The organism is Bradyrhizobium sp. (genome assembly GCF_052389815.1).
Classification (GTDB): Bacteria; Pseudomonadota; Alphaproteobacteria; order Rhizobiales; family Xanthobacteraceae; genus Bradyrhizobium.
Window position 1 is genome coordinate 1 of the sequence record NZ_JBQTHN010000006.1, and the last position, 25,536, is coordinate 25,536.

Sequence of the window (25,536 nt, forward strand, 5' to 3'; positions counted from 1 at the left end):
GTCGTCGGGATAGGGCCACGGCACCACCGTGGCGAGCGTCCTGATCACGTTCCAATTGTTGAAGTGACGTTGAATCGCCGCGGCGTCCGACAGCGCAAGCGGCCGCAGGATCAGGCGCCGCGTCTCGATGCGTGGCGTCTCGAACATGTTACTTCTGGCACTTCGGGCACCAGAACGTGGAGCGGCCGTTCTGGGTGAAGCGCTTGACGATGCCCCCGCAACCCGATGTGCGGCAAGTCTCGCCTTCGCGGTCGTAGACCTGGAACGAATGCTGGAAGTAACCGAGATCGCCGTTGGTCAATCGATGGTCGCTGATCGAGGAGCCGCCGGCTTTGATCGCCTTGTTGAGCACCGAATGGATCGCATCGAAGAGACGTTTGGCGTGGTCGGTGGGCTCGGCTTTCTTCGTCGCAAGCGTCGCGGCCAATCGCCGCGGCGACAGATGCGAGCGAAACAGCGCCTCGCAGACATAGATGTTGCCAAGTCCCGCCACCACGCGCTGATCGAGCAGCGCGGCTTTGAGACTGGTCTTCTTGTTGTGGCAGGCGCGCGCCAGCATCCCCGCGTCGAACTCATTGCCGAGCGGCTCGGGGCCGAGCCCGGCCAGCAGCGGCTCTTCTTCCAGGTCGCCCCGGGCGATGATCTTCATGTAGCCGAAGCGGCGCGGATCGTTGAATACGACGGAAGCGCCCGAGGACATGTGAAACACGACATGGTCGTGGGCGCGGTCCTCGCTGCGGGGGTAGTGGAATTCGCCGGGCACCGAGCTCCCCTCGCCCTTCAGCACGCGGAACGAGCCGGACATGCCGAGATGCATCAGCAGCACGTCGCCGGAGGTGAGGTCCGCCATCAGATATTTGGCGCGGCGGCCGAGCCCGGTGACGATCTGGCCGGTCAGGCGGGCGGTAAAATCCTTCTGGAAGGGGAAGCGCAAATCCTTGCGGCGGGCCTCCGCTTTAAGGATTTTCGCGCCTTCCATGACCGGTTGCAGGCCGCGACGGACGGTCTCGACTTCGGGTAATTCGGGCATGGAGGTCATTCACCTTATGGAGGGCGTGTGATAGCCCCATTGCGGCCGGCGCGCTATGGTCCGCCGGGTGAGGTTTAAGTGAGTACCGTGATGGCTCGGCCGGACCAAACCACGCATTTCGGCTTCAGGGACGTGCCCCTGGGCGACAAGCAGACGCTGGTGAACGAGGTGTTTCACAGCGTGGCTTCGCGCTACGACCTGATGAACGACCTGATGTCCGCGGGCCTGCACCGGGCCTGGAAGGAGGTCATGGTCACCACCCTCAATCCACCGAAGGACGACGCGCCCTTCCGCCTGCTCGACGTCGCCGGCGGCACCGGCGACGTATCCTTCCGCGCGGCGAAGGCCTCGGGCGCGGGCTTCCGCGCCACCGTGTGCGACATCAACGTCGACATGCTCGAGGTCGGCCGCAACCGCGCCGCCGCACAGCATCTCGACGACCGCGTCAGCTTTGTCGAGGGCAACGCCGAGACCTTGCCTTTTCCCGATCGCGGCTTTGACGCCTACACCATCGCCTTCGGCATCCGTAACGTGCCGCGGATCGATCTCGCACTGAAGGAAGCCCACCGCGTGCTGCGCCCAGGCAGCCGATTCCTCTGCCTCGAATTCTCGACCGTCGACGTGCCCGGCCTCGACAGGCTCTACGACATGTTCTCGTTCCGCGTCATCCCGCAGCTCGGCGGCGCGGTGACCGGCGATGCCGAGTCCTACCGGTATCTCGTCGAATCCATCCGCAAGTTTCCCAAGCCCAATGCATTTGCCGACATGATCCGCGCCGCCGGCTTCGCGCGCGTCAAATGGCAGAGCATGTCGGGCGGCATCGTGGCGCTGCATTCGGGCTGGCGTTTGTGATCTCCGCAGTCACTCACATCGCACGGCTTGCCCGCGCCGGTTTCGTGTTCGCGCGCGAAGGCGTGTTCGGCGTCATCGATCCCGGCCTGGTGCCGCCGCCGGCACAGCTTCTGATGAAGCTGGCGCGGCTGGTCGAGCGGCCCGGCGCCAAGTCCGGCCCGCGGCTGTCGCGCGCGCTGACGCGGCTGGGGCCCGCCTATCTCAAGCTCGGACAATTCCTGGCGACGCGGCCCGACGTCGTCGGCGTCGTGATGGCGCGGGACCTCGAGAACCTGCAGGACCGCCTGCCGCCGTTCTCGCAAGTGGAAGCCGAGGCTGCCGTCGCACAATCGCTGGAAAAGCCCATATCGCAGGCCTATGCGAGCTTCGGCCCGTCGGTCGCCGCCGCTTCCATCGCGCAGGTGCATCGCGGCGAGGTGATGCGCGACGGCGCGCGTCAGCCGGTGGCGGTCAAGGTGCTGCGCCCCAACGTCGCCTCGCGTTTCCGCCGCGACCTCGGCGATTTCTTCTTCGTCGCGCGCAAGGCCGAGCAGCATTCGGCGGAAGCGCGCCGGCTGCGCCTGATCGAAGTGATCAACACCATGTCGCGCTCGGTCGCGATGGAGATGGACCTGCGGCTGGAGGCAGCCGCGATGTCCGAGATGGCGGAGAACACCCGGAACGATCCGGACTTCCGCGTGCCGGTCATCGACTGGGACCGCACCACGCATAACGTGCTGACCATGGAGTGGATCGACGGCATCGCGCTGAACGATCATGCCCGGCTGGCGCAGGCCCATGTCGACCTGCCCGATCTCGGCCGCAAGGTGATCCAGAGCTTTCTGCGCCACGCGCTGCGCGACGGCTTCTTCCATGCCGACATGCACCCCGGCAATCTCTTCCTCGACGACGCCGGCCGCCTCGTCGCGGTCGATTTCGGCATCATGGGCCGGCTGGGATTGAAGGAGCGGCGCTTCCTCGCCGAGATCCTGCTCGGCTTCATCACCCGCGACTATCGCCGCGTCGCGGAAGTGCATTTCGAGGCCGGCTACGTGCCGGGCCATCACTCGGTGGAGAATTTTGCGCAGGCCATCCGCGCCATCGGCGAGCCGATCCACAACCGCACCGCCGAAGAAATCTCGATGGCCAAGCTGCTGACGCTGCTGCTCGAGGTCACCGGCCTGTTCGACATGCAGACGCGGCCGGAGCTGATCCTGCTGCAGAAGACCATGGTGGTGGTGGAAGGCGTGGCGCGCGGCTTCGACCCCAAGCTCGATATCTGGAAGGTCGCCGATCCCGTGGTGCGCGAATGGATCGAGCGCAATCTCGGCCCGATCGGCCGTATCCAGGGCGCGATGGCCGGCGCCGGCGAGCTCGGCAAGGTCGCCGCCAGCCTGCCGCTGATGGCCGGCCGGGCGGTGGCCGTGCTGGAGCACCTGGAGAAGATGGTGCGCGAGGGCGTGACGCTGTCGCCCGAAACCATCGCCGCCTTCAGCCGTGCCGAGGCGCGCAAGGACCGCTGGCGGACCGTGGCGGTCTGGATCATCGCGGTGACCTTCATCGGAATTCTCTGGGCCGTACGCCAACTGTGATTGCAGCGCAGTCATAGGTATGCTAGCATTGCTAGCATACCTGTTCAATTCTGAGGGCCGCCCATGGCCAATCTCACCATCCGAAAGCTCGACGACGCCATCCGCGACGAATTGCGGCTGCGCGCCGCCCGCAACGGCCGCTCGGTCGAGGACGAGGTGCGGGTGATCCTGCGCGAGGCCGCGCAGCATCAGGCGCCTGCGCCCGCCCTGCCCGCTCCCGTCGAAAGTCTGGCCGCTGATGCCGGCAAGCGCCTGGCGCGGGTCACCCTGATCATCGGCGGCGGCATCGCCGCCTTCAAGTCGCTCGAGCTGATCCGCCGGCTCAAGGAGCGCCGGATCGAGGTGCGCTGCGTGCTGACCAGGGCCGCGCAGCAATTCGTCACGCCGCTGTCCGCCAGCGCGCTGGCGCATGAGCGCGCCTACACCGACCTGTTCGACCCCCAGAGCGAGTTCGATGCCGGCCACATTCGCCTCGCGCGCGACTGCGATTTGATTGTGGTGGCGCCGGCCACCGCCGATCTGATGGCAAAGATGGCGCACGGCCTTGCCGACGATCTCGCCAGCGCCATCCTGCTCGCCGCCAACAAGCCGATCCTGCTGGCGCCGGCGATGAATCCGCTGATGTGGAACAACGCCGCGACACGCCGCAACGTCATGCAGCTGCGCCGCGACGGCATCCACACCGTCGGACCCAATGCCGGCGAGATGGCGGAAGCCGGCGAAGCCGGCGTCGGGCGGATGTCGGAGGCCACTGAGATTGCCGCCGCCGCGGAGCATCTGCTGCGGCCGCCGCGACCGCAGCCGCTTGCGGGCAAGCGCGTACTGATCACCGCAGGGCCCACGCACGAGCCGATCGATCCCGTGCGCTACATCGCCAACCGCTCCTCCGGCAAGCAGGGTTTTGCCATCGCCGCTGCGGCGCAGGCGGCCGGCGCGGATGTCGTGCTGGTGACGGGCCCGGTCGACTTGCGCGATCCTGCCGGCGTCACGGTGATCCATGTCGAATCCGCACGCGACATGCTGCACAAGGTGGAAGCGGCGCTGCCGGCGGATATCGCGATCTTCGCCGCCGCCGTCGCCGACTGGCGCGTCGTCAGCGAAGGCGCGCAGAAGCTGAAGAAGACGCCCGCCGGCATGCCGACGCTGCAGCTCGTGGAGAATCCCGACATCCTCGCCACGGTATCGAAGCTCAGGGATAGGCGCCCGCCGCTCGTCATCGGCTTTGCGGCGGAGACGGAACATCTGATCGACAACGCCAAGGCCAAGATCAAGCGCAAGGGCTGCGACTGGATCGTCGCCAATGACGTATCGCCCGCGACGGGGGTGATGGGCGGCGACCGCAACACCGTGCATCTCTTGACGCGCGACGGCGCCGGGATCGAGGTCGATTCCTGGCCGGTCATGAGCAAGGAACAGGTCGCGACCAAGCTGGTAGCGCGGATCGCGCAGCAAGTCGGAGCAGAATCGTGAGCGGCAGCGTCAGGGTCGACATTCGCCAGTTGCCGCACGGCGAAGGGCTTTCGCTGCCGGCCTATCAGAGCGCGGATGCCGCCGGGCTCGACCTGCTCGCCGCGGTGCCGGAGGACGCGCCGCTGATCCTGGCTCCCGGCAAACACGCGATGGTGCCGACGGGATTTGCGATCGGATTGCCGCCGGGATTTGAAGCGCAGGTGCGCCCGCGCTCGGGGCTCGCGGCGAAACACGGCGTCACCGTGCTCAACTCGCCCGGCACGATCGATGCGGATTACCGCGGCGAGATCAACGTCATCCTCATCAACCACGGCGAGGCGCCGTTCGCGATCCGCCGCGGCGAGCGAATCGCGCAGATGGTGATCGCGCCTGTGGTGCAGGCGCAGCTTATGCCCGTCGTCGCACTAACCTCCACCGAGCGGGGAAGCGGCGGGTTCGGCTCGACTGGACGTTAAACCGCTATTCCTACGCACATTTTTGGCTTGGCCCGCGGAACACGAATCGTGACCATTGACTCTACCTACTAATAGGTAGATAGACGATGCTTTCTTCCCAGCGCGAGGATCACTGCTGTGACAACCGAACTCTTTTGGCTGACGCTGACTGCCCTGATGACCGCCCTGTTCTGGATGCCCTACGTACTCAACCGCATCGCGGTGAGTGGACTGGGCGGCGCGCTTGCCGGCACGTCGCCGACCGACAAAAGCCATTCCGCCTGGGCCAACCGCGCTATCAGGGCCCACACCAACGCGATCGAGAATCTCGCGATCTTCGCGCCGATCGTGCTCACGGCCCATGCGCTGAACATTTCCAACGGCGCCACCAAGGCGGCGGTCGTGGTCTTTTTCTTCGCGCGTCTCGGGCACTTCGTCGTCTATTCGGCAGGGATCCCCGCCGCGCGCACGCTCGCCTTCACCGCCGGCTGGCTAGCGCAGATCGCCATCATCGCCAGCATCCTGCGCTGGATCTGACCTTGCGATCGTGAGCGGCATTGTCGAAGCCAGGTGCACGGCAATCGCCGGTGGCGCGGGCGGGCCGTGACATCGCGCTCGACGGCCCGCTCGGCGAGGCGCAGACTTAGCAACGACTTGGCGTCTCGTCCGTGGTCACATGAGATGGACCTGCGCCCGTTCTCCAAGCGCTTTTGAGGAGGGCATCATGTCGAACGAACTCGTCAACGCCGACTTCACCCGGCGCATCGTGGTCGCGACCGACACGCTGCCCTGGATGCCCTCGCCGCAGCCCGGCGTGGAGCGGCGCCTGCTCGACCGCATCGGCGGCGAGGTCGCGCGCGCCACCTCGCTGGTCCGCTACGCCAGGGCTTCCGCGTTCCCCGCCCATCAACACGGGCTGGGCGAGGAATTCCTGGTGCTCGATGGCGTGTTCTCCGATGAGCACGGCGACTACCCAAAGGGTACCTATGTCCGCAATCCGCCCGGCAGCCGACATACGCCGCGGACGGAACCGGGCTGCATCATCCTGGTCAAGCTTCGGCAGATGGAGCCGACCGAGACGGCGCGTGTCGTAATCGACACATCGGCCGCCAGGTGGCCGGAAACCGACTCCCCCGGCCTCCTCCGGCTGCCGCTGCACGAGGCGGCCGATACCGGCGAACGGGTGGCGCTGGAACGGCTCGGCCCCGGCGCCTGTCCTCCCGGCTTGGATTGTCCCGGCGGTGAGGAGATTTTCCTGTTGTCCGGCGTGCTCCGGGACGAATATGGACATTACGGCTCGGGCACCTGGATCAGGAACCCGGCCGGATTCCGGCGCAGCCTCCAGTCGCCCGAGGGAGCAACCTATTGGGTGAAGCGAGGTCATCTGCGCGCGATGCCATGATGGGAACGCGATGACGGCGGCGACCAAGCAGCGATCGGAGACCGCCGAACAGATTCTCGATCTCGCCGAGACGCTGATCCAAACCCGCGGCTACAGCGCGTTCTCCTACCAGGACATCGCCGACGCGCTCGGCATCCGCAAGGCCAGCATCCACTACCATTTCCCGTCCAAGACCGATCTCGGCGTCGCCGTGGTCAACCGCTACATCGAGCGCTTCGACGCCGCCCTGACCAAGGTCGCCGGCGACGAGCGGCTGTCGTCGATGGCCATGCTGGATCACTACACCCAGCCCTACCTCGCATTCGCCCGAGCCCCGGACCGGGTCTGCCTGTGCGGCGCGCTGGCCGGCGAGATGCTGGCGCTGCCGGCCGGCATGCGCGAGCGGGTCGACCATTTCTTCAGGAGTCATCAGGCCTGGCTCGCCAAACTCCTGGCGCGCGGCGTCGAGCGCGGCGAGTTCCACTTGCCGGCACCGACGGCAAAGATCGCGCGATCGATTTTTGCCGCCCTGCAGGGCGCGCTGCTGGTCAAGCGTGCGACCGGCGATGTCTCGCAGATCGACGACGTCATCGCGGTCATCAAGCTGCAGCTGGCTCGCCCGGGTTGAGCTCACAACAGTTCGATTACGGACAGTTTAGACTGCGACGCAATTTTCCACGGCCGGATTCACGTTCACGGTCTGGACTCTTACCCCCCGAGTCACGTTGGGACTATTCTCTTTTGATTCGGCACGGCGGGGAGAGCGCCGGGCCTGAAATCCTGCGTTCCGGTCTGGCGTTCGAGTTTGGCGTTCGAGTTTGGCGTTCCTTGGGGCAATTCATGTCGGGCGTAGTCGCGACAATGCGTCGAACCCTGCTGTCGTGCACCTCACTGGCGCGCAACGGCCTGACGGGACTCGCCTTTTCGGTCCTGCTGCCCGCAGCCTCCGCCTCTGCCGCCGAGATCGCGATCTCTGAAGCCATCGCCGACTGGCTCGATCTCAATCACCAGGAATTCGCCGTTCTCGCCACCGCGATGGCGCTGCTCGGCTTCTCCGTGGTCTCGGCGATCCTGTTGATGCGCAACCGCACCCGCGCGGCGCGGAACGAGAGCAAGCTGCGCGCCGAGATCAACGAGCTCGCCTCGCAGACCGACCGGCTGAGCGCGCTGCTGTTCGCCGAGCCCCAGGTGCTGATCTCGTGGCCCGCCGGCGACGACCGGCCGCGGATCAGCGGCGACATCTCGCTGCTGGTGCCGGAAGGCCTGCAGCAATCGCCGCAGCGCATCCTCGCCTTCGGCGCCTGGCTCCCGCCGGAGCCGGCGCTGCAGATGGACCGCGCGGTCGATGCGCTCCGCGAAAAAGGCGAGGGTTTTCTGCTCAACCTCGCCACGTCAGCCGGACGCGCGGTGGAGGCGATGGGCCGCGCCATCGGAGGCCAGGCCATTGTACGGATTCGCGAGCTTTCCGGCGTGCGCCGGGAACTCGCCGAATCCAGTACGCGTTACAAGACGCTGCTGGAGGAGACCGAGCTGCTCCGCGACTTCGCGGGCGCTGCGCCCTGGCCGATCTGGGCCAAGGACTCCCGGGGCATGCTGCGCTACGCCAACGCGGCCTATGCCAGGGCGACAGAAGCCAGGAGCGTCGCCGACGCCATCCATCGCAATCTCGAATTGCTGGAAAGCGACCAGTGCGCCGATATGAGCCGCGCGCTCAACGACAATGCCGCCTATTCGGCGCGGCTGCCGGTCGTGCTGAGCGGCGAGCGGCGCACCTATGACGTGCAGGCGATGCGATTCGACAGCGGCAGCGCGGCGATTGCCGTCGATGCCAGCGAGGTGGCCCAGCTGAAGGCCGCGCTGATCCGGATGGCGGAAGCGCACCGCCGCACCCTCGACCAGCTCTCCTCGGGCGTGGCGGTATTCGATGCCGACCGGCGGCTTTCCTTCTACAACGAGTCGTACCGCAAGCTATGGGGCCTCGACCAGGCCTTCCTCGACGGCCATCCCGACGATTCGAGCGTGCTCGATCGGCTCCGTGCCAACCGCAAGCTGCCGGAACAACCGGACTTCCGCGCCTGGAAGGCCAAGCTGCACGAAGCCTATCGCGCCGTCGAATCGGAGACCTACACCTGGTTCCTGCCCGACGGCCGCGCCGTCGCTGTCGTGACCACGCCCAATCTCGAAGGCGGCGTCACCTATCTCTTCGACAACGTCACCGAGAGCCTGGACATGGCGCGCCGCTTCGACGGCCTGATCCGGGTGCAGCGCGAGACGCTCGACAATCTCACCGAAGCCGTCGCCGTGTTCGGCAGCAACGGCCGCGCGCAGTTGTTCAATCCGGCCTTCGCCAGGATGTGGAAGCTGTCGCCGGACGTGATGCGCGAGCAGCCGCATATCGAGACGGTCGAGGAGCTGTGCAGGCCATTGTTCGACGATGCGTTGACCTGGCGTGCGCTGCGCGAGGCCATCACCGCGATCGAGAACCGCGCCCAGGTCGCACAGAAGATCGAGCGCCGCGACGGCAGCGTTCTGGAATGCATGACCATCCCGCTGCCGGACGGCGCGACCATGCTGACCTTCCAGGACATCACCGACACCGAGAATGTCGAGCGGGCGCTGCGCGAGCGCAACGAAGCCCTGGAGGCCGCCGACCAGATGAAGGTGGATTTCGTCCACCACGTCTCCTACGAGCTGCGCTCCCCGCTCACCACCATCATCGGCTTTGCGCATCTGCTCAGCGACCCCTCGACCGGCCCGATGACGCCGAAGCAGGCCGAGTATGTCGACTACATCACCAAGTCGACCGACGCGCTGCTGGCGCTGACCAACAACATCCTCGATCTGGCTACCATCGACGCCGGCGCCATGAAGCTCGAGCTCGGCCCTGTCGACGTCCGCAAGGCAATCGCGGCCGCCGCGCAAGGCATCCAGGATCGCCTCGCCACCGACCGCATCACGCTCAACATCGACGTCGGCAGCGACATCGGCAGCTTTACCGCCGATTGGTCGCGGGTCGTCCAGGTTCTCTATAACCTGCTGGCGAATGCCGTCGGCGTCGCGCCGCACGATTCGGTCGTCGTCATCAGCGCGCGGCGAACCGATACCCATGTCGTGTTCAAGGTGGCGGATTCCGGGCCGGGCATTCCGCCGGAAGCCAAGGACAAGGTGTTCAACTGGTTCGAGACCTACGCCAGCGGCTCGCGGCACCGCGGTGCGGGCCTCGGCCTGTCGCTGGTGCGCTCATTTGTCGAACTGCATGGCGGTGAGGTACGCTTCGATCCTGCTGTCACCAAGGGCACGACCGTGATCTGTGAGTTCCCGCTCGACCGAGCCGCCCAGCGCCACGCCGCGGAATGACTTCGTCAGCCATCTTCTCCCTCGCACTGCCGAACGAGACCGCGACCGCCCATCTGATGGCGGACCTGGCGCTGCTGACCGGCCCCGGCGACGTCATCACCCTGTCGGGCGACCTCGGCGCCGGCAAGACCGCAGCGGCCCGCGCCATGATCCGCTATCTCGCCGATGACGACGAGCTGGAAGTGCCGAGCCCGACCTTCACGCTGGCGCAGACCTACGAGCTGCCGTCGTTCCCGCTGATCCACGCCGACCTCTATCGGATCAACGACGCCTCCGAGCTGGAAGAGATCGGCCTTTCGCCGTTGCCGGAAGGCAATGTCGCGCTGGTCGAATGGCCGGAACGCGCCACCGGGGCGCTGCCGGCCGACCGCATCGACATCGCGCTCAGCCATCGTCCCGCGCTGGGCTCGACCGCGCGCGCGGCCGAGATCACCGGCCATGGCAAATGCGCCGCGACGGTCGAGCGGCTGCAGGCGCTGCGCGCTTTCCTCGAAGGCGCGCGGTTCGGCGAGGCGAAGCGCAAGCGCATGGCGGGCGATGCCTCAATCCGATCCTATGCGCGCCTGGTCCGCGACGACGGCGTGTTCATCCTGATGAACTCGCCGAAGCGGCCGGATGGACCTGCGATCTACAACGGAAAGTCCTACAGCGCTGCGGTGCATCTGGCCGAGGACGTCAAGCCGTTCGTCGCCATCGACAACGGACTGCGCGCGCAACAGCTTTCGGCGCCGGCAATCCACCACGCCGACCTCGACGCCGGCTTCCTCATCACCGAGGATTTCGGCACCGAGGGCGTGATCGAGGGCGATCCGCCCGCGCCGATCGCCGAGCGCTACGAGGCGGCGGCCGACATGCTGGCGGCGCTGCACCGCGAGGCTTTGCCGGACACGCTGCCGCTCGCCCCGCACATCACCTACACCATTCCGCCCTTCGACACCGAGGCGATGCTGGTCGAGATCGGCCTGATGGTGGAGTGGTACATGCCCGACCGCGGCGCCGGGCTCTCCGCCGATCTGCGCACGCAGTTTACCGGCATGTGGCGCGAGCTGCTCGACAGAACGCTGGCATCGGCGCCGAAGACCTGGGTGATGCGCGACTTCCATTCGCCCAACATCATCTGGCTGGCGGAGCGCGAGGGCATCAAGCGGATCGGCATCATCGATTTTCAGGACACGGTGCTGGGGCCCGGCGCCTACGACCTGGTGTCGTTGCTGCAGGATGCCCGCATCGACGTACCCGAGCAGCTCGAGCTCGCCTTGCTCTCGCGCTACATCAAGGCGCGGCGCGCCGGCGACGACAATTTCGACGCCGCCGGCTTTGCCGAGCTCTATGCCGTGATGTCGGCGCAGCGCAATACCCGGCTGCTCGGCACCTTTGCCCGGCTCAACCGCCGCGACGGCAAGCCGCATTATCTGCGCCACCAGCCGCGGATCTGGACCTATCTCAACCGCTCGCTGGCGCACCCGGCGCTGGCCGATTTCCACGCGTGGTATGCGGCCAACGTGCCGCCGCCGGGTTCCTGATTTACGGCTTGTTAGCCCAATCCCCTTAATCTGGCGGCTGGTGCCGCATGCCGGCGTGCGGCCTTTCCGAGAGCGGGAAACAAGTCATGGCGGTGACGGTCGAGCGACGCAAGGGCGAACGGGTCGTATTCGAGCGGGGCATCCCGGCCCACATGATGGCCATCGACGGCACCTGGCGCCGCGACTGCACGATGGAGGACGTCTCCGAAACCGGCGCCAAGCTGACGGTCGAAGGTTCCGTCGAAGGCCTGCATCTGAAGGAATTCTTCCTGCTGCTGTCGTCCACTGGGCTGGCCTATCGCCGTTGCGAGCTGGCCTGGGTCAATGGCGACCAGATCGGCGTCAATTTCCTCAAGCAGGGCGACAAGAAGAAGGCTGCGCGGCGCGGCGCCCCGGCAGAGGCCTGAAACGCCGTCGCACGGCCGTCATATCCGGCCACTATGGCCTGACGACCACACTTGGCGCCGAATCCACGTGATATGATCCGGCCAGCGAATTCGAGACCTTTCCGACCGATGTCCGTCCGTCCCACCAAGGCCATGGTCCTCGCCGCCGGTTTCGGCGTGCGCATGCGCCCGCTCACCGACAAGATGCCGAAGCCGCTCGTGCGCGTGGCCGGCCAGCCGCTGCTCGACCATGTGCTGGACAAGCTCGCCGGCGCCGGTGTTTCCGAAGCCGTCGTCAACGTTCACTACCTGCCCGACCAGATCATCGAGCACACGAAGTCGCGCAAGAAACCCCGCGTCATCATCTCCGACGAGCGCGACCAGGTGCTGGGCACCGGCGGTGCCGTCGTGAAGGCGCTGCCGCTGCTCGGCGATGCGCCCTTCTTCCACGTCAACGCCGACACCATGTGGATCGACGGTGTGCGGCCGAACCTGACGCGGCTTGCCGAGGCATTCGATCCGGCACGGATGGACATCCTCCTGCTGATGGCGCCGACCACCAGCAGCATCGGCTATTCCGGCCGCGGCGACTATTCGATGCTGCCCGACGGCGCGCTGCGCAAGCGGCGCGAGCTGCAGGTGGTGCCGTTCGTCTATGCGGGCGCTGCGATCATGTCGCCGTCGCTGTTTGCCGACGCGCCGAAGGGCGAGTTCTCGCTGACGAAGATGTTCGACCGCGCCAACGAGCAGGAGCGGCTGTTCGGCCTCCGCCTCGACGGCGTCTGGATGCATGTCGGCACCCCCGACGCCGTGCAGGCCGCGGAAGAGGCGGTTCTGGAGAGCGTGGCTTAGCTGTCACCGCAAACCCGCCTGTCGTCCCGGCGAAACCCGGGACCCATAACCACAAATGCGCGTTGCTGGAAAGCGCTGGAGCTCCAGCGCGTATCAAAACTCAATCCTGTGGTTATGGGTCCCGGATCGCGCTTCCGCCTTCGCTCTTCGAGCTTCGGCGGACAGGCGCTACGCTCGCTTGTCCGGGACGACGATGGCTGAGTTCGCCCCATGACCAACCCGAATTAGCTCCCTATATTGGGCCCCCGATCGCGAATCAGGAAGCCCATGCGCGTTTTCAGCGTTCCCCTTTCCGTGCCGTTCCTGCGCTCCGTCATCGCGGCGCTGGTCGACGGCGCCCTGATCGAGGGCTTCGAGGCGCGCACGCGGCCGGAACGGCTGGCAAGCGCAACGCTGTATCTGCCGACGCGCCGCGCCGGGCGCCTGGCGCACGGCATCTTCCTCGACGTGCTCGGCGCCGATGCCGTGATCCTGCCGCGCATCGTCGCCCTCGGCGACATCGACGAGGACGAGCTTGCCTTCTCGGAAGAAGCCGAACCCGGCGGCATCGCCCCGCTCGACATTCCGCCGAAGCTCGGCGAGCTGGAGCGCCGGCTGGTATTGGCCCATCTGGTGGCGGCGTGGGCAAAGATGCCCGCGACGTCGCCGCTGGTCGTCGGCGGTCCGGCTTCGACGCTCGCGCTCGCCACTGACCTGGCGCGGCTGATCGACGACATGGTGACGCGCGGCGTCGACTGGAACGCGCTCGACAGCCTGGTCCCGACCGAGCTCGATGAATACTGGCAGCATTCACTGAAATTCCTGCGCATTGCGCGCGAGACCTGGCCCGCCTTTTTGGCGGAGCAAAACAGGATCGAGCCGGCCGCACGCCGCGACAAGCTGATCGACGCGGAGGCCACGCGGCTCGCGCGGCAGCATGACGGGCCAGTGATCGCGGCAGGCTCCACCGGTTCGATGCCGGCCACAGCCAGATTCTTGCATGCAGTGGCGAAACTTCCGCACGGCGCCGTCGTGCTGCCGGGCCTAGACACCGACCTCGATGACGGGGCGTGGGACCTGATCGGCGGCATCAGAAGCGGGCAAGGTGGATTCCTGACGCCGCCGGCGTCGAACCATCCGCAATACGCCATGCACGCACTGCTCGACCGCCTCGGCATCAGGCGGCGCGACGTCGAGATTCTCGGCGCGCCTGCGCAAGGCGGCCGCGAAGTCCTGATGTCGGAGGCGATGCGGCCGTCGGGCGCCACTGCGCAATGGCACGATCGCCTGCGCGAGCCCGCGATCGCGGCGCGCATCGCCGCCGGCATGCGGGATCTTGCCGTGGTCGAGGCGACCAATACCGAAATGGAGGCGCTTGCGATTGCGATTGCGATGCGTGAGGCGCGGCATCTCGGCAAGTCGGCGGCGCTGGTAACGCCGGATCGCGCGCTGGCGCGGCGGGTGGGTGCGGCGCTCGATCGCTGGAAGCTCGAATTCGACGATTCCGGCGGTGACGCGCTGACGGAAACGTCCGCCGGCATCTTCGCCCGGCTGGCGGCGGAGGCAGCGACAAGGGGGCTGGAGCCGCCGACCTTGCTGGCGCTGCTCAAGCATCCCCTGATCCGGCTCGGCGGCACGCATGGCGCGCACAAGCGCGGCATCGAGGTGCTGGAGCTGGCGCTGTTGCGTGGCACCCGTCCTCAGGCCGGCACCGGCGGCCTTGCGCGCGACTTCGCGCGTTTCCGCGACGAGCTTCGCAAATATCGCGCAGGCGAGGTGTCGTCGCTGCATAGGCGAGAGCCGCGTGCGAAACTACACGACGGCGAGCTCGATCGGGCGGAAGCGCTGATCAGGGCGTTGCAGGCAGCGCTCGCGCCGCTGGAAAGCATCGCGCCGTCCGAGCCCCATGACTTCGCCGAACTGGCGCAGCGCCATCGCGAGATCATCGGCAATCTGTCGGCCGACGAGAACGGCGTAGTCGTCGCCTTCGACGGTCAGCAGGGATCGGCGCTGGCCTCGGCTTTCGACGACCTGCTGGCGAGCCAGAGACAGAACGGGCTCACGGTCCGGCTCGGCGACTATCCGGAGGTGTTCCAGACTGCGTTCGCCGACCGCATGGTGCGGCGTCCGGAAGCCGGCGGCGCGCCGCTTCATATCTACGGCCAACTCGAAGCGCGCCTGACCGAGGCCGACCTCGTCATCCTGGGCGGCCTCGTCGAAGGCGTCTGGCCGCCGGCGCCCCGGCCCGATCCCTGGCTGAGCCGGCCGATGCGGCATCAACTCGGCCTTGATTTGCCGGAGCGCCGCATCGGCCTCTCCGCGCACGATTTCGCACAATTGCTCGGCCATCGCGAGGTCATCCTCACCCATTCGACCAAGGTCGGCGGCGCACCTGCAGTCGCCTCGCGCTTCCTGCATCGACTGGAGGCCGTCGCAGGCGAAGCGCGATGGGACGCCGCGAAAGCGGCCGGCGGAAGGTACGTCGCCTTTGCCGGAGAACTCGACCAGCCCGACGAAGTCAAGCCGATCCCGCAACCGGCGCCGAGGCCGCCGCGCGCGATGCGGCCGACGCGGCTTTCAGTCACCGCGGTCGAGGATTGGTTGCGCGATCCCTACACGATCTATGCGCGCTACATCCTCAGGCTCGCGCCGCTCGATCCCGTCGACATGCCGCTGTCCGCCGCCGATCGCGGTTCGGCCATCCACGCCGCGCTCGGTGAATTCACGCAAACCTATGCAAAGCAGCTGCCCGCCGATCCCGCCATCGCGCTGCGCGAGATTGGCCGCAAATTCTTTGAGCCATTGATGGAGCGGCCGGAAGCCCGCGCGCTGTGGTGGCCGCGCTTCCAGCGCATCGCCAAATGGTTTTCCGAGTGGGAGATCGCCCGCCGCAGCAATGTCAGCGCGATCGAGGCCGAGATCGAGGGCGACATCAAGATTCCGCTCGACAATGAGCGCATCTTCACCCTCTCCGCCCGCGCCGACCGCATCGAGCGCCGCAGCGACGGCAGCTATGCGATCCTCGACTACAAGACCGGCCTGCCGCCGACCGGCAAGCAGGTGCGCATGGGCCTGTCGCCGCAGCTGACGCTGGAGGCCGCCATCCTGCGCGAGGGCGGCTTCAAGGATATCCATGCCGGCTCGTCGGTGAGCCAGCTCGTCTATGTCAGGCTCAGCGGCAACAATCCGCCGGGCGAACAGAAGACCGTGGAGCTGAAGATGCGGCCGAGCGAGACGCCGCAACATCCCGACGTCGCCGCAGATTACGCCCGCGCGGAGCTGGAGAAACTGATCCGCAAGTTCGAGGACGAGGGTCAGGCCTACACCTCGCTGAACCTCTCGATGTGGGCCGCCCGCTACGGCGACTACGACAACCTGGCGCGCATCAAGGAGTGGTCGGCGGCCGGCGGGCTGGAGATCCCGGAATGGTGAAGGCGCCGCGGCCCATTCCCGACGCCGTTCGCGCCACGCAGGCGCGCGCGTCCGATCCGACCGGCTCGGCTTTCGTCTCGGCAAATGCCGGTTCCGGCAAGACGCATGTGCTCGTGCAGCGGGTGATCCGCCTGCTGCTGTCGGACGTGCCGCCGGAAAAAATCCTCTGCATCACCTTCACCAAGGCGGCCGCCGCCAACATGGCCGAGCGCGTGTTCACCACGCTCGGTCACTGGGTGACGCTCGGCGACGACGCCCTGAATGAGGCGATCCGCGAGGCCGGCATCGCACAGCCGACCGTAAAATTGCGCAAGACGGCCCGCGAACTGTTTGCGAGCGCGCTGGAGACCCCGGGCGGCCTGAAGGTGCAGACCATCCACGCGCTCTGTACGCGGCTGCTGCAGCAGTTCCCGTTCGAGGCCAATGTGCCGGCGCGCTTTGCCGTGCTCGACGACCGCGACCAGAACGAGATGATGGAGCGCGCCAATCTCGCGGTGCTGCTGGAGGCCTCGCGCGATCCCGAGAGCGTCGCGGGCCGCGCGCTCAACACCGCGATGGCAAATGCCGCCGACGTGACCTTCAAGGACGTCGTTCGCGAGGCCTGCCTCAGCCGCGATCAGTTCCTGGCATGGACCAGGGCGGCGGGCGGCGCCGCGGCCGCCGCCAGCCAGATGTCCGCGGCGCTCGGCGTCGATGCGAGCGACCGCATCGAGGACATCGAGCGCGACATGGTAGACGGCCCCTATCTGAAGCGTGCGGGATGGGCCGACATCGCGAGCGCCCTGGATACGGGCAGCAAGTCGGATCAGGACCAGTCGGCGCAGCTCCGCGAAGCGCTATCTTCGACGGGTACCGACCAGGTCGAAAAATATCTCGATGTATTCCTGACCACCGACAGGACCCTTCGCAAAATGGTGGTGACCAAGGGTTTTGGCCGCGACAATCCAGCCATCGGCCGGCTGTTCGAAGCGGAAGTCAAGCGCATCTGGCCTTTGATAGAGAAGCGCCGCGCCGTCATCATCCGCGACCGCACCGAGGCCCTGCTGCATATCGCGACCGCGGCGGCGGAGAACTATCACCGCGAGAAGCTGGAGCGCGGCCTACTCGACTATGACGACCTGATCGACAAGACGCTGGCCATGCTCGACAAGGTTTCCGCCGGCTGGGTGCATTACAAGCTCGACCGCGGCGTCGATCACGTGCTGATCGACGAGGCGCAGGATACGAGCCCCCGGCAATGGGACATCGTCGAGCACCTCATCGCCGAATTCACGACCGGCGCCGGCGCACGCGACGGGGTGGTGCGCACCATGTTTGCAGTCGGCGACGAAAAGCAGTCGATCTTCTCCTTCCAGGGCGCTGACCCCCACGAGTTCGACAAGCGCCGCAAGGCGCTGCAGAAGAAATTCGAGGACGCGAAGCTGAAATTCGACCGCGTCCCCTTCACGACCTCGTTCCGTTCGGGGCCGGCGATCCTGCAATCGGTCGACTATGTGTTCCGCGACGAGGTGATCTACGGCAGCATTCACGCCGAAAACGCCTACCCCGTGCACGAATCGCTCGCCGATGCCGGCCCCGGGGTGATCGATCTCTGGGAGCTGGCCGAGCATGACGACAAGCAGGACATCGAAGGCTGGCGCGCGCCGTTCGACGGCGTCTCGGTGACCAGCCCCGAGGTAAAGCTCGCAAAACGCGTCCAGGCCGAGATCAGGTCATTGATCCAGTCCGGCACCATGACCGGACGCAGCGGCGACCGCAGGCGCCTTACCTATGGCGACGTGCTGGTGCTGGTGCGCCGCCGCGGCAACCTGTTCGACGCCGTTATCCAGGCACTGAAGCACGCCGGCATTCCCGTTGCGGGCGCCGACCGGTTGAAACTCACCGAGCACATCGCGATCATCGACCTGATGAACCTCGCGGACGCGCTGCTGCTGCCGCAGGACGATCTGGCGCTCGCGGTGGCCTTGAAGAGCCCGCTGTTCGGCCTCGATGACGACGACCTGTTCCGCCTGGCGCGTGACCGCAAGGGTTGCTTGCGCGACCAGCTCAACGCGCGGGCGGTGGGCGATGCAAGGCTCGCACACGTTCTTGCACGCCTCGACCAATGCGAACGTCGCTTCCTGAACGAGACGCCATTCGCCTTTTTTGCCTGGCTGCTCGGCGGCGACGGCGGACGGGCGCGCATCCTGAAGCGGCTCGGACACGAGGCGAACGACGCGCTCGACGAGTTCCTCGAGCTCGCGCTGTCCTACGAGCGCAAGGCACCGGCCTCGCCGCAGGGATTCATGGCATGGCTGCGCACCGCCGACCTCGAGGTGAAGCGCGACATGGAAATCTCGCGCGACGAGGTCCGGGTCATGACCGTGCATGGCGCCAAGGGGTTGGAAGCCCCGGTGGTGTTCCTGACGGACACCACGACATCGCCGCAGGACACGCAACGGCTTCGATTGATCGATCTGCCCGACGGCAAGGGCGGCGAGGTCATGGTGTGGGCCGTGAGAAAGAACGAGGATCCGCCGGCGGTGGGCAATGCGCGCCAGGCAATGCTCGACGAGATCGAGGATGAATATCGCCGCCTGCTCTATGTCGCGATGACACGCGCCGCCGACCGCCTGATCATCGGCGGCTGCATGCCCGGCAACATGAACCGCGTGCGCACCAATTCCTGGTATGACCTCGTCGGCAAGGGCCTTGCCAATTCCGGCTTGCAGCTCGAGGAGATTCCGACGCCGGCGAACGGCATCATCAAGCGCTACACCCGTCCGCAGGACGGGCCGTCGGCCAAAGCCGCCGCCGAAGCGGCAAAACCGGTCGCGCCGATGCAACTGCCGGACTGGCTGCTCACCAGGGCCGCCCCCGAAGCGGCTGCCGTGGGCCGGCTGCGTCCCTCCGATCCCGGCAAGGACGAGGGCAAGGTTTTTCGCAGCGGCGAATCGATGGCGCTACGCGCCCGGGCCCTGCAGCGCGGCGTGCTGGTGCATCGCCTGCTGCAATCGCTGCCCGACGTCGCCGCCGAGCGCCGCCGCGAGCTTGCGATCGGCTATCTCGCCCGCAACGCCGAGGCCTGGACCGAAGCCGAGCGCGAGGCGCTGGCGGAAAAGGCGCTGGCGTTGATCTGCAACCCGCGCTTCGCTCCGGTGTTCGCAGCCGGCAGCCGCGCCGAGGTGCCGATCGTCGGCCGGCTGGAGGGACGACTGGTGTCGGGCCAGATCGACCGGCTGGTGGTTACCCCGGCCGAAGTCCTGATCCTGGACTACAAGACCAACCACATGCCGCCGGCGACGGCGGCAGAAGCCCCAGAAGGTTATGTCCGGCAGCTCGCTCTGTATCGGGCCGTTCTTGCCAGGCTTTATCCCCAGCGCCCCATCCGGGCTGCGCTGCTATGGACCGAAACGACTGATTTGATGGAGATTTCGGCTCCCGCGCTGGACGCGGCCCTGGCATCCCAATCATCTCGACGTGAGCCTGCTTGACCCGGCGGGGGCGCGTTCATAGGTTCAGCCCATGCTGTTTGGGCGCGATTCCCGCGCCCTTTATCATGTAACCGAACGAGGTATCTCATGGCCGTTGGCAAGGTTTCTGACACCGATTTCGAAGCCGAAGTGCTCAAGGCGAGCGGCCCGGTCGTGGTCGACTTCTGGGCCGAATGGTGCGGCCCCTGTCGCATGATCGCCCCCGCGCTCGACGAGATCGCCGGCTCCATGGGCGACAAGGTCAAGATCGTGAAGCTCAATGTCGACGAGAGCCCGAAGACGGCGTCGAAGTACGGCGTGATGTCGATCCCGACCCTGATGATCTTCAAGGGCGGCGAGATGGCCTCCCGCCAGGTCGGCGCCGCGCCGAAGGCCAAGCTGCAGCAGTGGATCTCCGCTGCCGTCTGACCGGCTTCGATGTATGAATGACGAGGCGGCCGGCGATCAGCCGGCCGTTTTTGTTTTGCTCAGCCCGGCGGCGTGCCGTTGAGCGCCAGCACGTGGCCGGCGAGATAAAGCGAGCCGGCGATCAGGATACGCGGCGGCGTCTCATAGGCGAGCTTCGCCAGCGAGCGCAGCGCGGCCTCGACGCCGTCGGCGATCTCGACGCGCATGCCAAGCTGGCGCGCGGCGTCCGCCAGGCGATCCGGCGGCATCGCGTTGTCCATATCCGGGATCGGCACCGCGATGATGTGACGGGTCTGGCCGGCGAAATTGGCGAGGAACCCGCCGGCATCCTTGTTGCCCATCATGCCCGCGATGATGACGAGCTGGCGCGGCACGCGCTCTTCGAGGTCGCCGAGCGCCGCCGCGACGACGCGGCCGCCTTCGGCATTGTGGCCGCCGTCGAGCCAGATTTCCGAGCCGGCCGGCGCCTGCTCGATCAGGCGGCCCGACGACAGCCGCTGCATCCGCGCCGGCCATTCGGCACCGAGGATGCCGGCCTCGAAGGCGGAGTGGCCGATCTTGAACGCATCGGTCGCGCGAAGCGTCGCGATGGCAAGGCCGGCATTATCGAACTGGTGGCGGCCGAACAGTCTTGGCGCAGCGAGGTCCATCAATCCGCGGTCGTCCTGATAAACGAGGCTCCCGCGCTCGACGCCGGCATGCCATTGCTGGCCCGCGGCAAACAGCGGCGCGCGCATCCGCTGCGCCTGCGATTCGATCGCCGCCATCGCCTCGTCGGCCTGTTCCGCGCAGACCACGGGCACGCCGCGCTTGATGATACCGGCCTTCTCGCCGGCGATCGAGGCGAGCGTGCTGCCGAGAAAATCCGTGTGATCCATGCTGACCGGCGCGATCACGCTCGCCAGCGGCTGCTCGATGACGTTGGTGGAATCCAGCCGCCCGCCGAGACCGACCTCGAGCAGCAATGCGTCGGCGGGGTTTTCCGCAAACAGGCAGAAGGCCGCCGCCGTCTTGCTCTCGAACACCGTGAGCGGCGCGCCGGCATTGGCCGCCTCGCAGCGCTCCAGCGCGCCCGTCAGCTCATCGTCGCCCACGAGCACGCCGCCTCCGGCGCGGCCGAGGCGGAAGCATTCGTTGACCCGCACCAGATAGGGCGAGGTGAAGGTGTGGACCCGAAGGTTCGCGGCCTCCAGGATCGCGCGCAGGTAGGCGATCGTCGAGCCCTTGCCATTGGTGCCGGCGACGTGGATCACCGGCGGCAGCTTGCGCTCGGGATGATCGAGCCGATCCAGCACGCGGTGCATGCGCTCGAGGCCGAGGTCGATCTTGACCGGGTGCAGCGCGGACAGGCGCGCGATCACCTCGCCAAGGGGCGCCGACGGTGTGGCCGCAGGCGCGTTCACGCGTGCGGCGCGGCCGGCACCGATTCCGGAGCCGTTACGATTTGCGTGGGGTCGGTGACCTCGGGCGCCGGTTTCGACTCGGTCTCCGGCGCAGGCGACTTCATCAGGAGGCGGCAAAGCCGCGCCAGCGTCGGACGCATCTCATGGCGATGCACCACCATGTCGACCATGCCGTGGTCGCGCAGATATTCGGCGCGCTGGAAGCCCTCCGGCAGCTTCTCGCGGATGGTCTGCTCGATCACGCGCGCGCCGGCGAAGCCGATCAGCGCGCCGGGCTCGGCAATGTGGACGTCGCCGAGCATGGCATAGGAGGCAGTGACGCCGCCGGTAGTCGGATTGGTCAGCACCACGATGTAGGGCAGCGTTGCCTCGCGCAGCATCTGCACCGCCACGGTGGTACGCGGCATCTGCATCAGCGAGAGGATCCCTTCCTGCATGCGCGCGCCTCCGGAGGCGGCGAACACGATGAACGGCGATTTCTTCTCCAGCGCCAGCTCCATGCCGCGCACCATGGCTTCCCCCGCGGCCATGCCGAGCGAGCCGCCCATGAAATCGAAATCCTGCACGGCGACGACGACGGCCGCGCCCTCGAGCTTGCCGTAGCCGACCTTGACCGCGTCGTTCAGCCCGGTCTTGGCGCGGGCATCCTTGAGGCGGTCGACATATTTGCGCTCGTCGCGGAACTTCAGGGGATCGGCGGTCACCTCGGGCAGCGCGATGTCGTACCAGGTCTCGTTGTCGAAGATCGACTTCAGCCGCGCCACCGCGCCCATGCGCATGTGGTAGTTGGAGCCGGGGATGACGAACTGGTTGGCCTCGACGTCCTTGTAGAACACGAGTTGCCCGGAATCCGGACACTTGATCCACAGGTTCTCCGGCGTCTCACGCCGCAGCATGTTGCGGATCTTCGGCCGGACGACATTGGTGAGCCAGTTCATGGTTCGCTCCGAAATGCGGGTGGTTACGCACTCGCCTGGATTATATGGCGGCCCGAATCACGCCGGGCAAGCCGCCTTTCAGCTCAATTGGCAGCCAATTGTGACCTATTCTGCCGCCTGCCTGGCGCCGCGGACACCCTGCGCCAGCGACGCCACGAGATCGGCTACGGCGGCCACGGTCTTGGTGGTGGCCTGCCCCTGCGTATCCAGGCTGTCGCGCAGCGCATCGACCAGCGCCGTGCCGACCACGGCGCCGTTGGCCTTTTCGGCAATGGCGCGCGCCGCCTGCGGCGTGCGGATGCCGAAACCGACGCAGACCGGCAGCTTGGTGTGCCGCTTGATGCGTGCCACCGCATCGCCGACGGCCTTGGAGTCGGCCGCGGCCGCGCCGGTAATGCCGGTGATGGAGACGTAATAGACAAAGCCCGACGTGTTCGCGAGCACCGCCGGCAGGCGCTTGTCGTCGGTGGTCGGCGTTGCGAGGCGGATGAAGTTGAGCCCGGCCTTCAGCGCGGGGATGCACAGCTCATCGTCTTCCTCCGGCGGCAGGTCGACGATGATCAGGCCGTCGACGCCAGCAGTCTTGGCGTCGGCCAAAAACCTGTCGACGCCATAGATGTAGATCGGATTGTAGTAGCCCATCAGCACCAGCGGCGTGGCGTCGTCGTCCTTGCGGAAGCCGCGCACCATCTCCAGCGTCTTCGTGAGCGTCATGCCGCCCTTGAGCGCGCGCAGGCCGGCGGCCTGGATCGACGGGCCGTCCGCCATCGGATCGGTGAAGGGCATGCCGATCTCGATGATGTCGGCGCCCGCCTTGGGCAGCGCCTTGATGATGTTCAGCGAGGTCTGGGGATCGGGATCGCCGGCCATCAGGAAGGTGACGAATGCCGAGCGGCCTTCTTTCGCAAGTTCGGCAAAGCGTGCGTCAATGCGGGTGGTCACTGCTTCCTGCCCTTCAGAATTTCCGTGATCTGCGGGATGTCCTTGTCGCCGCGGCCGGAGAGATTGACGACCATCAGATGGTCCTTCGGACGCTTCGGCGCGAGCTCCGTCACCTTGGCGATCGCATGTGCGCTTTCCAGCGCCGGCGGGATGCCCTCCAGCCGCGACAGCAGCATGAAGGCATCGAGCGCTTCGTTGTCGGTCGCCGAGAGATAAGTGACGCGGCCGGTCTCGTGCAGCCAGGAGTGCTCGGGGCCGATGCCGGGATAATCGAGGCCCGCGGAGATCGAATGCGCGTCCTGGATCTGGCCGTCGGCATCCATCAGGAGATACGTGCGGTTGCCGTGCAGCACGCCGGGACGGCCGCCGGCGATCGAGGCCGCGTGCAGCTGCGTCAGCCCGTGGCCGGCCGCCTCGACGCCGAAGATTTCGACCGAGGGATCGTCGAGGAAGGGATGGAACAGGCCCATCGCATTTGAGCCGCCACCGATGCAGGCGACCAGCGAATCCGGCAGGCGGCCTTCGGCCTCCATCATCTGCTTGCGCGTCTCATCGCCGATCACGGACTGGAAGTCGCGCACCATCATCGGATAGGGATGCGGGCCCGCCACCGTGCCGATGCAATAGAAGGTGTTGTGCACATTGGTGACCCAGTCGCGCAGCGCCTCGTTCATGGCGTCCTTCAGCGTGCGCGTGCCCGACTGCACCGGCACGACCTTGGCGCCCAGCATCTCCATGCGGAACACGTTCGGCGCCTGCCGCGCGACGTCGACCGCGCCCATATAGACGACGCATTCGAGGCCGAAGCGCGCGCACAGCGTGGCGGTAGCGACGCCATGCTGGCCGGCGCCGGTCTCGGCAATGATGCGCTTCTTGCCCATGCGCCGCGCGACCATGATCTGGCCGAGCACGTTGTTCACCTTGTGCGAGCCGGTGTGGTTGAGCTCTTCGCGCTTCAGATAAATCTTCGCGCCGCCGAGATGCTCGGTGAGACGCTCCGCGAAATAGAGCGGCGACGGCCGGCCGACATAGTCCTTGAGGTAACCGTTCATCTCGGCATGAAAGGCCGGATCGGCCTTGGCCACGGCATAGGCCTTTTCCAGATCGAGGATCAGCGGCATCAGCGTTTCCGCGACAAAGCGGCCGCCGAAATTGCCAAAATGCCCGCGCTCGTCGGGGCCGCTGCGGAAAGAATTTGGAAGTCTTGGATTCATCGAACCGTCAATTCTTGTTCTGCCGTTTTACTTCCTCCCCGCTCTCTTGTCCGCCGAAGCCTTGGCGAAGGCGGGGAGAGGGTTGGGGTGAGGGGCTAGCCCCGCAAATTCGTCGAGTGTTGAGTGCGTGGAGACTCCCCCTCACCCGGATCGCTGACGCGATCCGACCTCTCCCCGTAAACGGGGAGAGGTGAGGAAAGTTGTGTCGCGCGCGCGGCGCGGATGAAGTCGCGGATCATGTCGGGGTCCTTGACGCCGGGCGTGCGCTCGACTCCCGAGGAGACGTCGACGCCGCCGCATCGCGTGACACGGACGGCTTCGGCGACGTTGCCGGCATGCAGCCCGCCCGAAACCATGAAGGGCAGATTGAGATCGAGACTTTCCAGCACATGCCAGTCGAAGGTTGCACCCAACCCGCCCGGACGCGTGGCGCCCCTGGGCGCGCGGGCGTCGAACAGGATGCGGTCGGCTACTGCGGCGTAGCCGGGCAGCGCCGCCAGATCGGCCGCCGTCTCCACCGGCAACGCCTTCATCACGGGCAGGGCGAATTTCTGCCTGATGTCGCGCACCCGGGCGGTGGTCTCCTTGCCATGGATCTGCAGAATGTCGGGCTTCAGCGTCTCGATGATGTTCTCGAAGGTCGCATCGTCGGCATCGACGGTCAGCGCCACCTTGGTCGCACGGTCCTTCGCCGCGCGGCCGAGCTCGCGCGCCGTCTCCAGCGACAGGTGCCGCGGCGAGGGCGGGAAGAACACGAAGCCGACCATGTCTGCGCCAGCCGCCAGCGCGACGTCGAGAGTCTCGCGCGTGGACAGGCCGCAAATCTTGACGAGCAGGGACATGGTTCCTTCGGACCGCAACAAAGACCGAAATTTGGCCGGCAGACGGGGC

Annotated in this window: 19 protein-coding genes and 1 pseudogene; 14 read left to right on the forward strand and 6 right to left on the reverse strand. The window is 66.7% G+C overall.

The window, feature by feature from the left end:
• Nucleotides 1-148: 148 nt before the first annotated feature.
• Nucleotides 149-1,030: a bifunctional DNA-formamidopyrimidine glycosylase/DNA-(apurinic or apyrimidinic site) lyase gene (gene mutM, locus ACT4OC_RS02145; protein WP_444837361.1), complete on the reverse strand. Its 882-nt coding sequence runs from the start codon at nucleotides 1,028-1,030 to the stop codon at nucleotides 149-151.
• A 90-nt stretch (nucleotides 1,031-1,120) separates the two neighbouring features.
• On the opposite strand from mutM, the gene ubiE reads away from it, so the two are divergent.
• The 14 genes and pseudogenes from ubiE to trxA all read left to right on the forward strand — a co-directional run bounded on the left by ubiE (nucleotide 1,121) and on the right by trxA (nucleotide 20,148).
• A complete protein-coding gene (gene ubiE, locus ACT4OC_RS02150) occupies nucleotides 1,121-1,882 on the forward strand; it encodes a bifunctional demethylmenaquinone methyltransferase/2-methoxy-6-polyprenyl-1,4-benzoquinol methylase UbiE (protein WP_444837362.1) in 762 nt (253 codons plus the stop codon).
• On the forward strand, nucleotides 1,879-3,453 hold the full coding sequence (ubiB, locus tag ACT4OC_RS02155) for a 2-polyprenylphenol 6-hydroxylase (RefSeq protein WP_444837463.1): 1,575 nt from the start codon (nucleotides 1,879-1,881) through the stop codon (nucleotides 3,451-3,453). The genes ubiE and ubiB overlap by 4 nt, the downstream gene beginning before the upstream one ends.
• Nucleotides 3,454-3,516: 63 nt before the next feature.
• A complete protein-coding gene (coaBC, locus tag ACT4OC_RS02160) occupies nucleotides 3,517-4,923 on the forward strand; it encodes a bifunctional phosphopantothenoylcysteine decarboxylase/phosphopantothenate--cysteine ligase CoaBC (RefSeq protein ID WP_444837363.1) in 1,407 nt (468 codons plus the stop codon).
• Nucleotides 4,920-5,378: a dUTP diphosphatase gene (gene dut / locus ACT4OC_RS02165; protein ID WP_444837364.1), complete on the forward strand. Its 459-nt coding sequence runs from the start codon at nucleotides 4,920-4,922 to the stop codon at nucleotides 5,376-5,378. The genes coaBC and dut overlap by 4 nt, the downstream gene beginning before the upstream one ends.
• Before the next feature lie 117 nt (nucleotides 5,379-5,495).
• Nucleotides 5,496-5,894 (forward strand): MAPEG family protein, encoded by a 399-nt coding sequence (locus ACT4OC_RS02170; RefSeq protein WP_444837365.1) that lies wholly within the window; start codon nucleotides 5,496-5,498, stop codon nucleotides 5,892-5,894.
• A 187-nt stretch (nucleotides 5,895-6,081) separates the two neighbouring features.
• Nucleotides 6,082-6,759 (forward strand): cupin domain-containing protein, encoded by a 678-nt coding sequence (locus tag ACT4OC_RS02175; RefSeq protein ID WP_444837366.1) that lies wholly within the window; start codon nucleotides 6,082-6,084, stop codon nucleotides 6,757-6,759.
• Between the two features lie 10 nt (nucleotides 6,760-6,769).
• Entirely contained in the window at nucleotides 6,770-7,366 is a 597-nt protein-coding gene (locus ACT4OC_RS02180) for a TetR/AcrR family transcriptional regulator (protein ID WP_444837367.1), read from the forward strand.
• A 212-nt stretch (nucleotides 7,367-7,578) separates the two neighbouring features.
• Nucleotides 7,579-10,095, forward strand: coding sequence for a PAS-domain containing protein (locus ACT4OC_RS02185; protein ID WP_444837368.1), 2,517 nt, complete (start codon nucleotides 7,579-7,581; stop codon nucleotides 10,093-10,095).
• Entirely contained in the window at nucleotides 10,092-11,618 is a 1,527-nt protein-coding gene (gene tsaE / locus ACT4OC_RS02190) for a tRNA (adenosine(37)-N6)-threonylcarbamoyltransferase complex ATPase subunit type 1 TsaE (RefSeq protein WP_444837369.1), read from the forward strand. The genes ACT4OC_RS02185 and tsaE overlap by 4 nt, the downstream gene beginning before the upstream one ends.
• Before the next feature lie 86 nt (nucleotides 11,619-11,704).
• Nucleotides 11,705-12,025: a PilZ domain-containing protein gene (locus ACT4OC_RS02195; protein WP_444837370.1), complete on the forward strand. Its 321-nt coding sequence runs from the start codon at nucleotides 11,705-11,707 to the stop codon at nucleotides 12,023-12,025.
• A gap of 108 nt (nucleotides 12,026-12,133) precedes the next feature.
• Complete coding sequence (locus ACT4OC_RS02200) at nucleotides 12,134-12,856, forward strand: nucleotidyltransferase family protein (protein ID WP_444837371.1); 723 nt, start codon at nucleotides 12,134-12,136, stop codon at nucleotides 12,854-12,856.
• Between the two features lie 267 nt (nucleotides 12,857-13,123).
• Nucleotides 13,124-16,267: a double-strand break repair protein AddB gene (addB, locus tag ACT4OC_RS02205; RefSeq protein WP_444837372.1), complete on the forward strand. Its 3,144-nt coding sequence runs from the start codon at nucleotides 13,124-13,126 to the stop codon at nucleotides 16,265-16,267.
• Nucleotides 16,261-19,762: pseudogene (gene addA, locus ACT4OC_RS02210) on the forward strand (double-strand break repair helicase AddA). Before addB ends, addA begins: the two are co-directional and overlap by 7 nt.
• Before the next feature lie 65 nt (nucleotides 19,763-19,827).
• Entirely contained in the window at nucleotides 19,828-20,148 is a 321-nt protein-coding gene (gene trxA, locus ACT4OC_RS02215; RefSeq protein WP_444837373.1) for a thioredoxin, read from the forward strand.
• A gap of 59 nt (nucleotides 20,149-20,207) precedes the next feature.
• Here the strand turns inward: trxA and ACT4OC_RS02220 are convergent, their stop codons facing one another.
• From ACT4OC_RS02220 to ACT4OC_RS02240, 5 genes are all read right to left on the reverse strand, one after another.
• Complete coding sequence (locus ACT4OC_RS02220; RefSeq protein ID WP_444837374.1) at nucleotides 20,208-21,551, reverse strand: bifunctional folylpolyglutamate synthase/dihydrofolate synthase; 1,344 nt, start codon at nucleotides 21,549-21,551, stop codon at nucleotides 20,208-20,210.
• On the reverse strand, nucleotides 21,548-22,489 hold the full coding sequence (gene accD, locus ACT4OC_RS02225) for an acetyl-CoA carboxylase, carboxyltransferase subunit beta (RefSeq protein WP_444837375.1): 942 nt from the start codon (nucleotides 22,487-22,489) through the stop codon (nucleotides 21,548-21,550). Before accD ends, ACT4OC_RS02220 begins: the two co-directional genes overlap by 4 nt.
• 105 nt (nucleotides 22,490-22,594) lie before the next feature.
• The gene (gene trpA / locus ACT4OC_RS02230; protein WP_444837376.1) at nucleotides 22,595-23,431 is read right to left on the reverse strand and encodes a tryptophan synthase subunit alpha; all 837 of its coding nucleotides are present in this window, start codon (nucleotides 23,429-23,431) and stop codon (nucleotides 22,595-22,597) included.
• Complete coding sequence (gene trpB / locus ACT4OC_RS02235) at nucleotides 23,428-24,645, reverse strand: tryptophan synthase subunit beta (RefSeq protein ID WP_444837377.1); 1,218 nt, start codon at nucleotides 24,643-24,645, stop codon at nucleotides 23,428-23,430. The genes trpA and trpB overlap by 4 nt, the downstream gene beginning before the upstream one ends.
• 95 nt (nucleotides 24,646-24,740) lie before the next feature.
• On the reverse strand, nucleotides 24,741-25,487 hold the full coding sequence (locus ACT4OC_RS02240) for a phosphoribosylanthranilate isomerase (protein WP_444837378.1): 747 nt from the start codon (nucleotides 25,485-25,487) through the stop codon (nucleotides 24,741-24,743).
• Nucleotides 25,488-25,536: the final 49 nt, after the last annotated feature.

Excerpts from the sequence above, each read along its gene's own strand:
- trpB (WP_444837377.1), bottom strand. The coding sequence starts at position 24,645 with ATGAATCCAAGACTTCCAAATTCTTTCCGCAGCGGCCCCGACGAGCGC.
- accD (WP_444837375.1), bottom strand. The coding sequence starts at position 22,489 with ATGAACTGGCTCACCAATGTCGTCCGGCCGAAGATCCGCAACATGCTG.
- ACT4OC_RS02180 (WP_444837367.1), top strand. The coding sequence starts at position 6,770 with ATGACGGCGGCGACCAAGCAGCGATCGGAGACCGCCGAACAGATTCTC.
- mutM (WP_444837361.1), bottom strand. The coding sequence starts at position 1,030 with ATGCCCGAATTACCCGAAGTCGAGACCGTCCGTCGCGGCCTGCAACCG.
- tsaE (WP_444837369.1), top strand. The coding sequence starts at position 10,092 with ATGACTTCGTCAGCCATCTTCTCCCTCGCACTGCCGAACGAGACCGCG.
- ubiE (WP_444837362.1), top strand. The coding sequence starts at position 1,121 with ATGGCTCGGCCGGACCAAACCACGCATTTCGGCTTCAGGGACGTGCCC.
- ACT4OC_RS02185 (WP_444837368.1), top strand. The coding sequence starts at position 7,579 with ATGTCGGGCGTAGTCGCGACAATGCGTCGAACCCTGCTGTCGTGCACC.
- ACT4OC_RS02240 (WP_444837378.1), bottom strand. The coding sequence starts at position 25,487 with ATGTCCCTGCTCGTCAAGATTTGCGGCCTGTCCACGCGCGAGACTCTC.
- ACT4OC_RS02175 (WP_444837366.1), top strand. The coding sequence starts at position 6,082 with ATGTCGAACGAACTCGTCAACGCCGACTTCACCCGGCGCATCGTGGTC.
- trxA (WP_444837373.1), top strand. The coding sequence starts at position 19,828 with ATGGCCGTTGGCAAGGTTTCTGACACCGATTTCGAAGCCGAAGTGCTC.
- addB (WP_444837372.1), top strand. The coding sequence starts at position 13,124 with ATGCGCGTTTTCAGCGTTCCCCTTTCCGTGCCGTTCCTGCGCTCCGTC.
- coaBC (WP_444837363.1), top strand. The coding sequence starts at position 3,517 with ATGGCCAATCTCACCATCCGAAAGCTCGACGACGCCATCCGCGACGAA.
- ACT4OC_RS02195 (WP_444837370.1), top strand. The coding sequence starts at position 11,705 with ATGGCGGTGACGGTCGAGCGACGCAAGGGCGAACGGGTCGTATTCGAG.
- ACT4OC_RS02200 (WP_444837371.1), top strand. The coding sequence starts at position 12,134 with ATGTCCGTCCGTCCCACCAAGGCCATGGTCCTCGCCGCCGGTTTCGGC.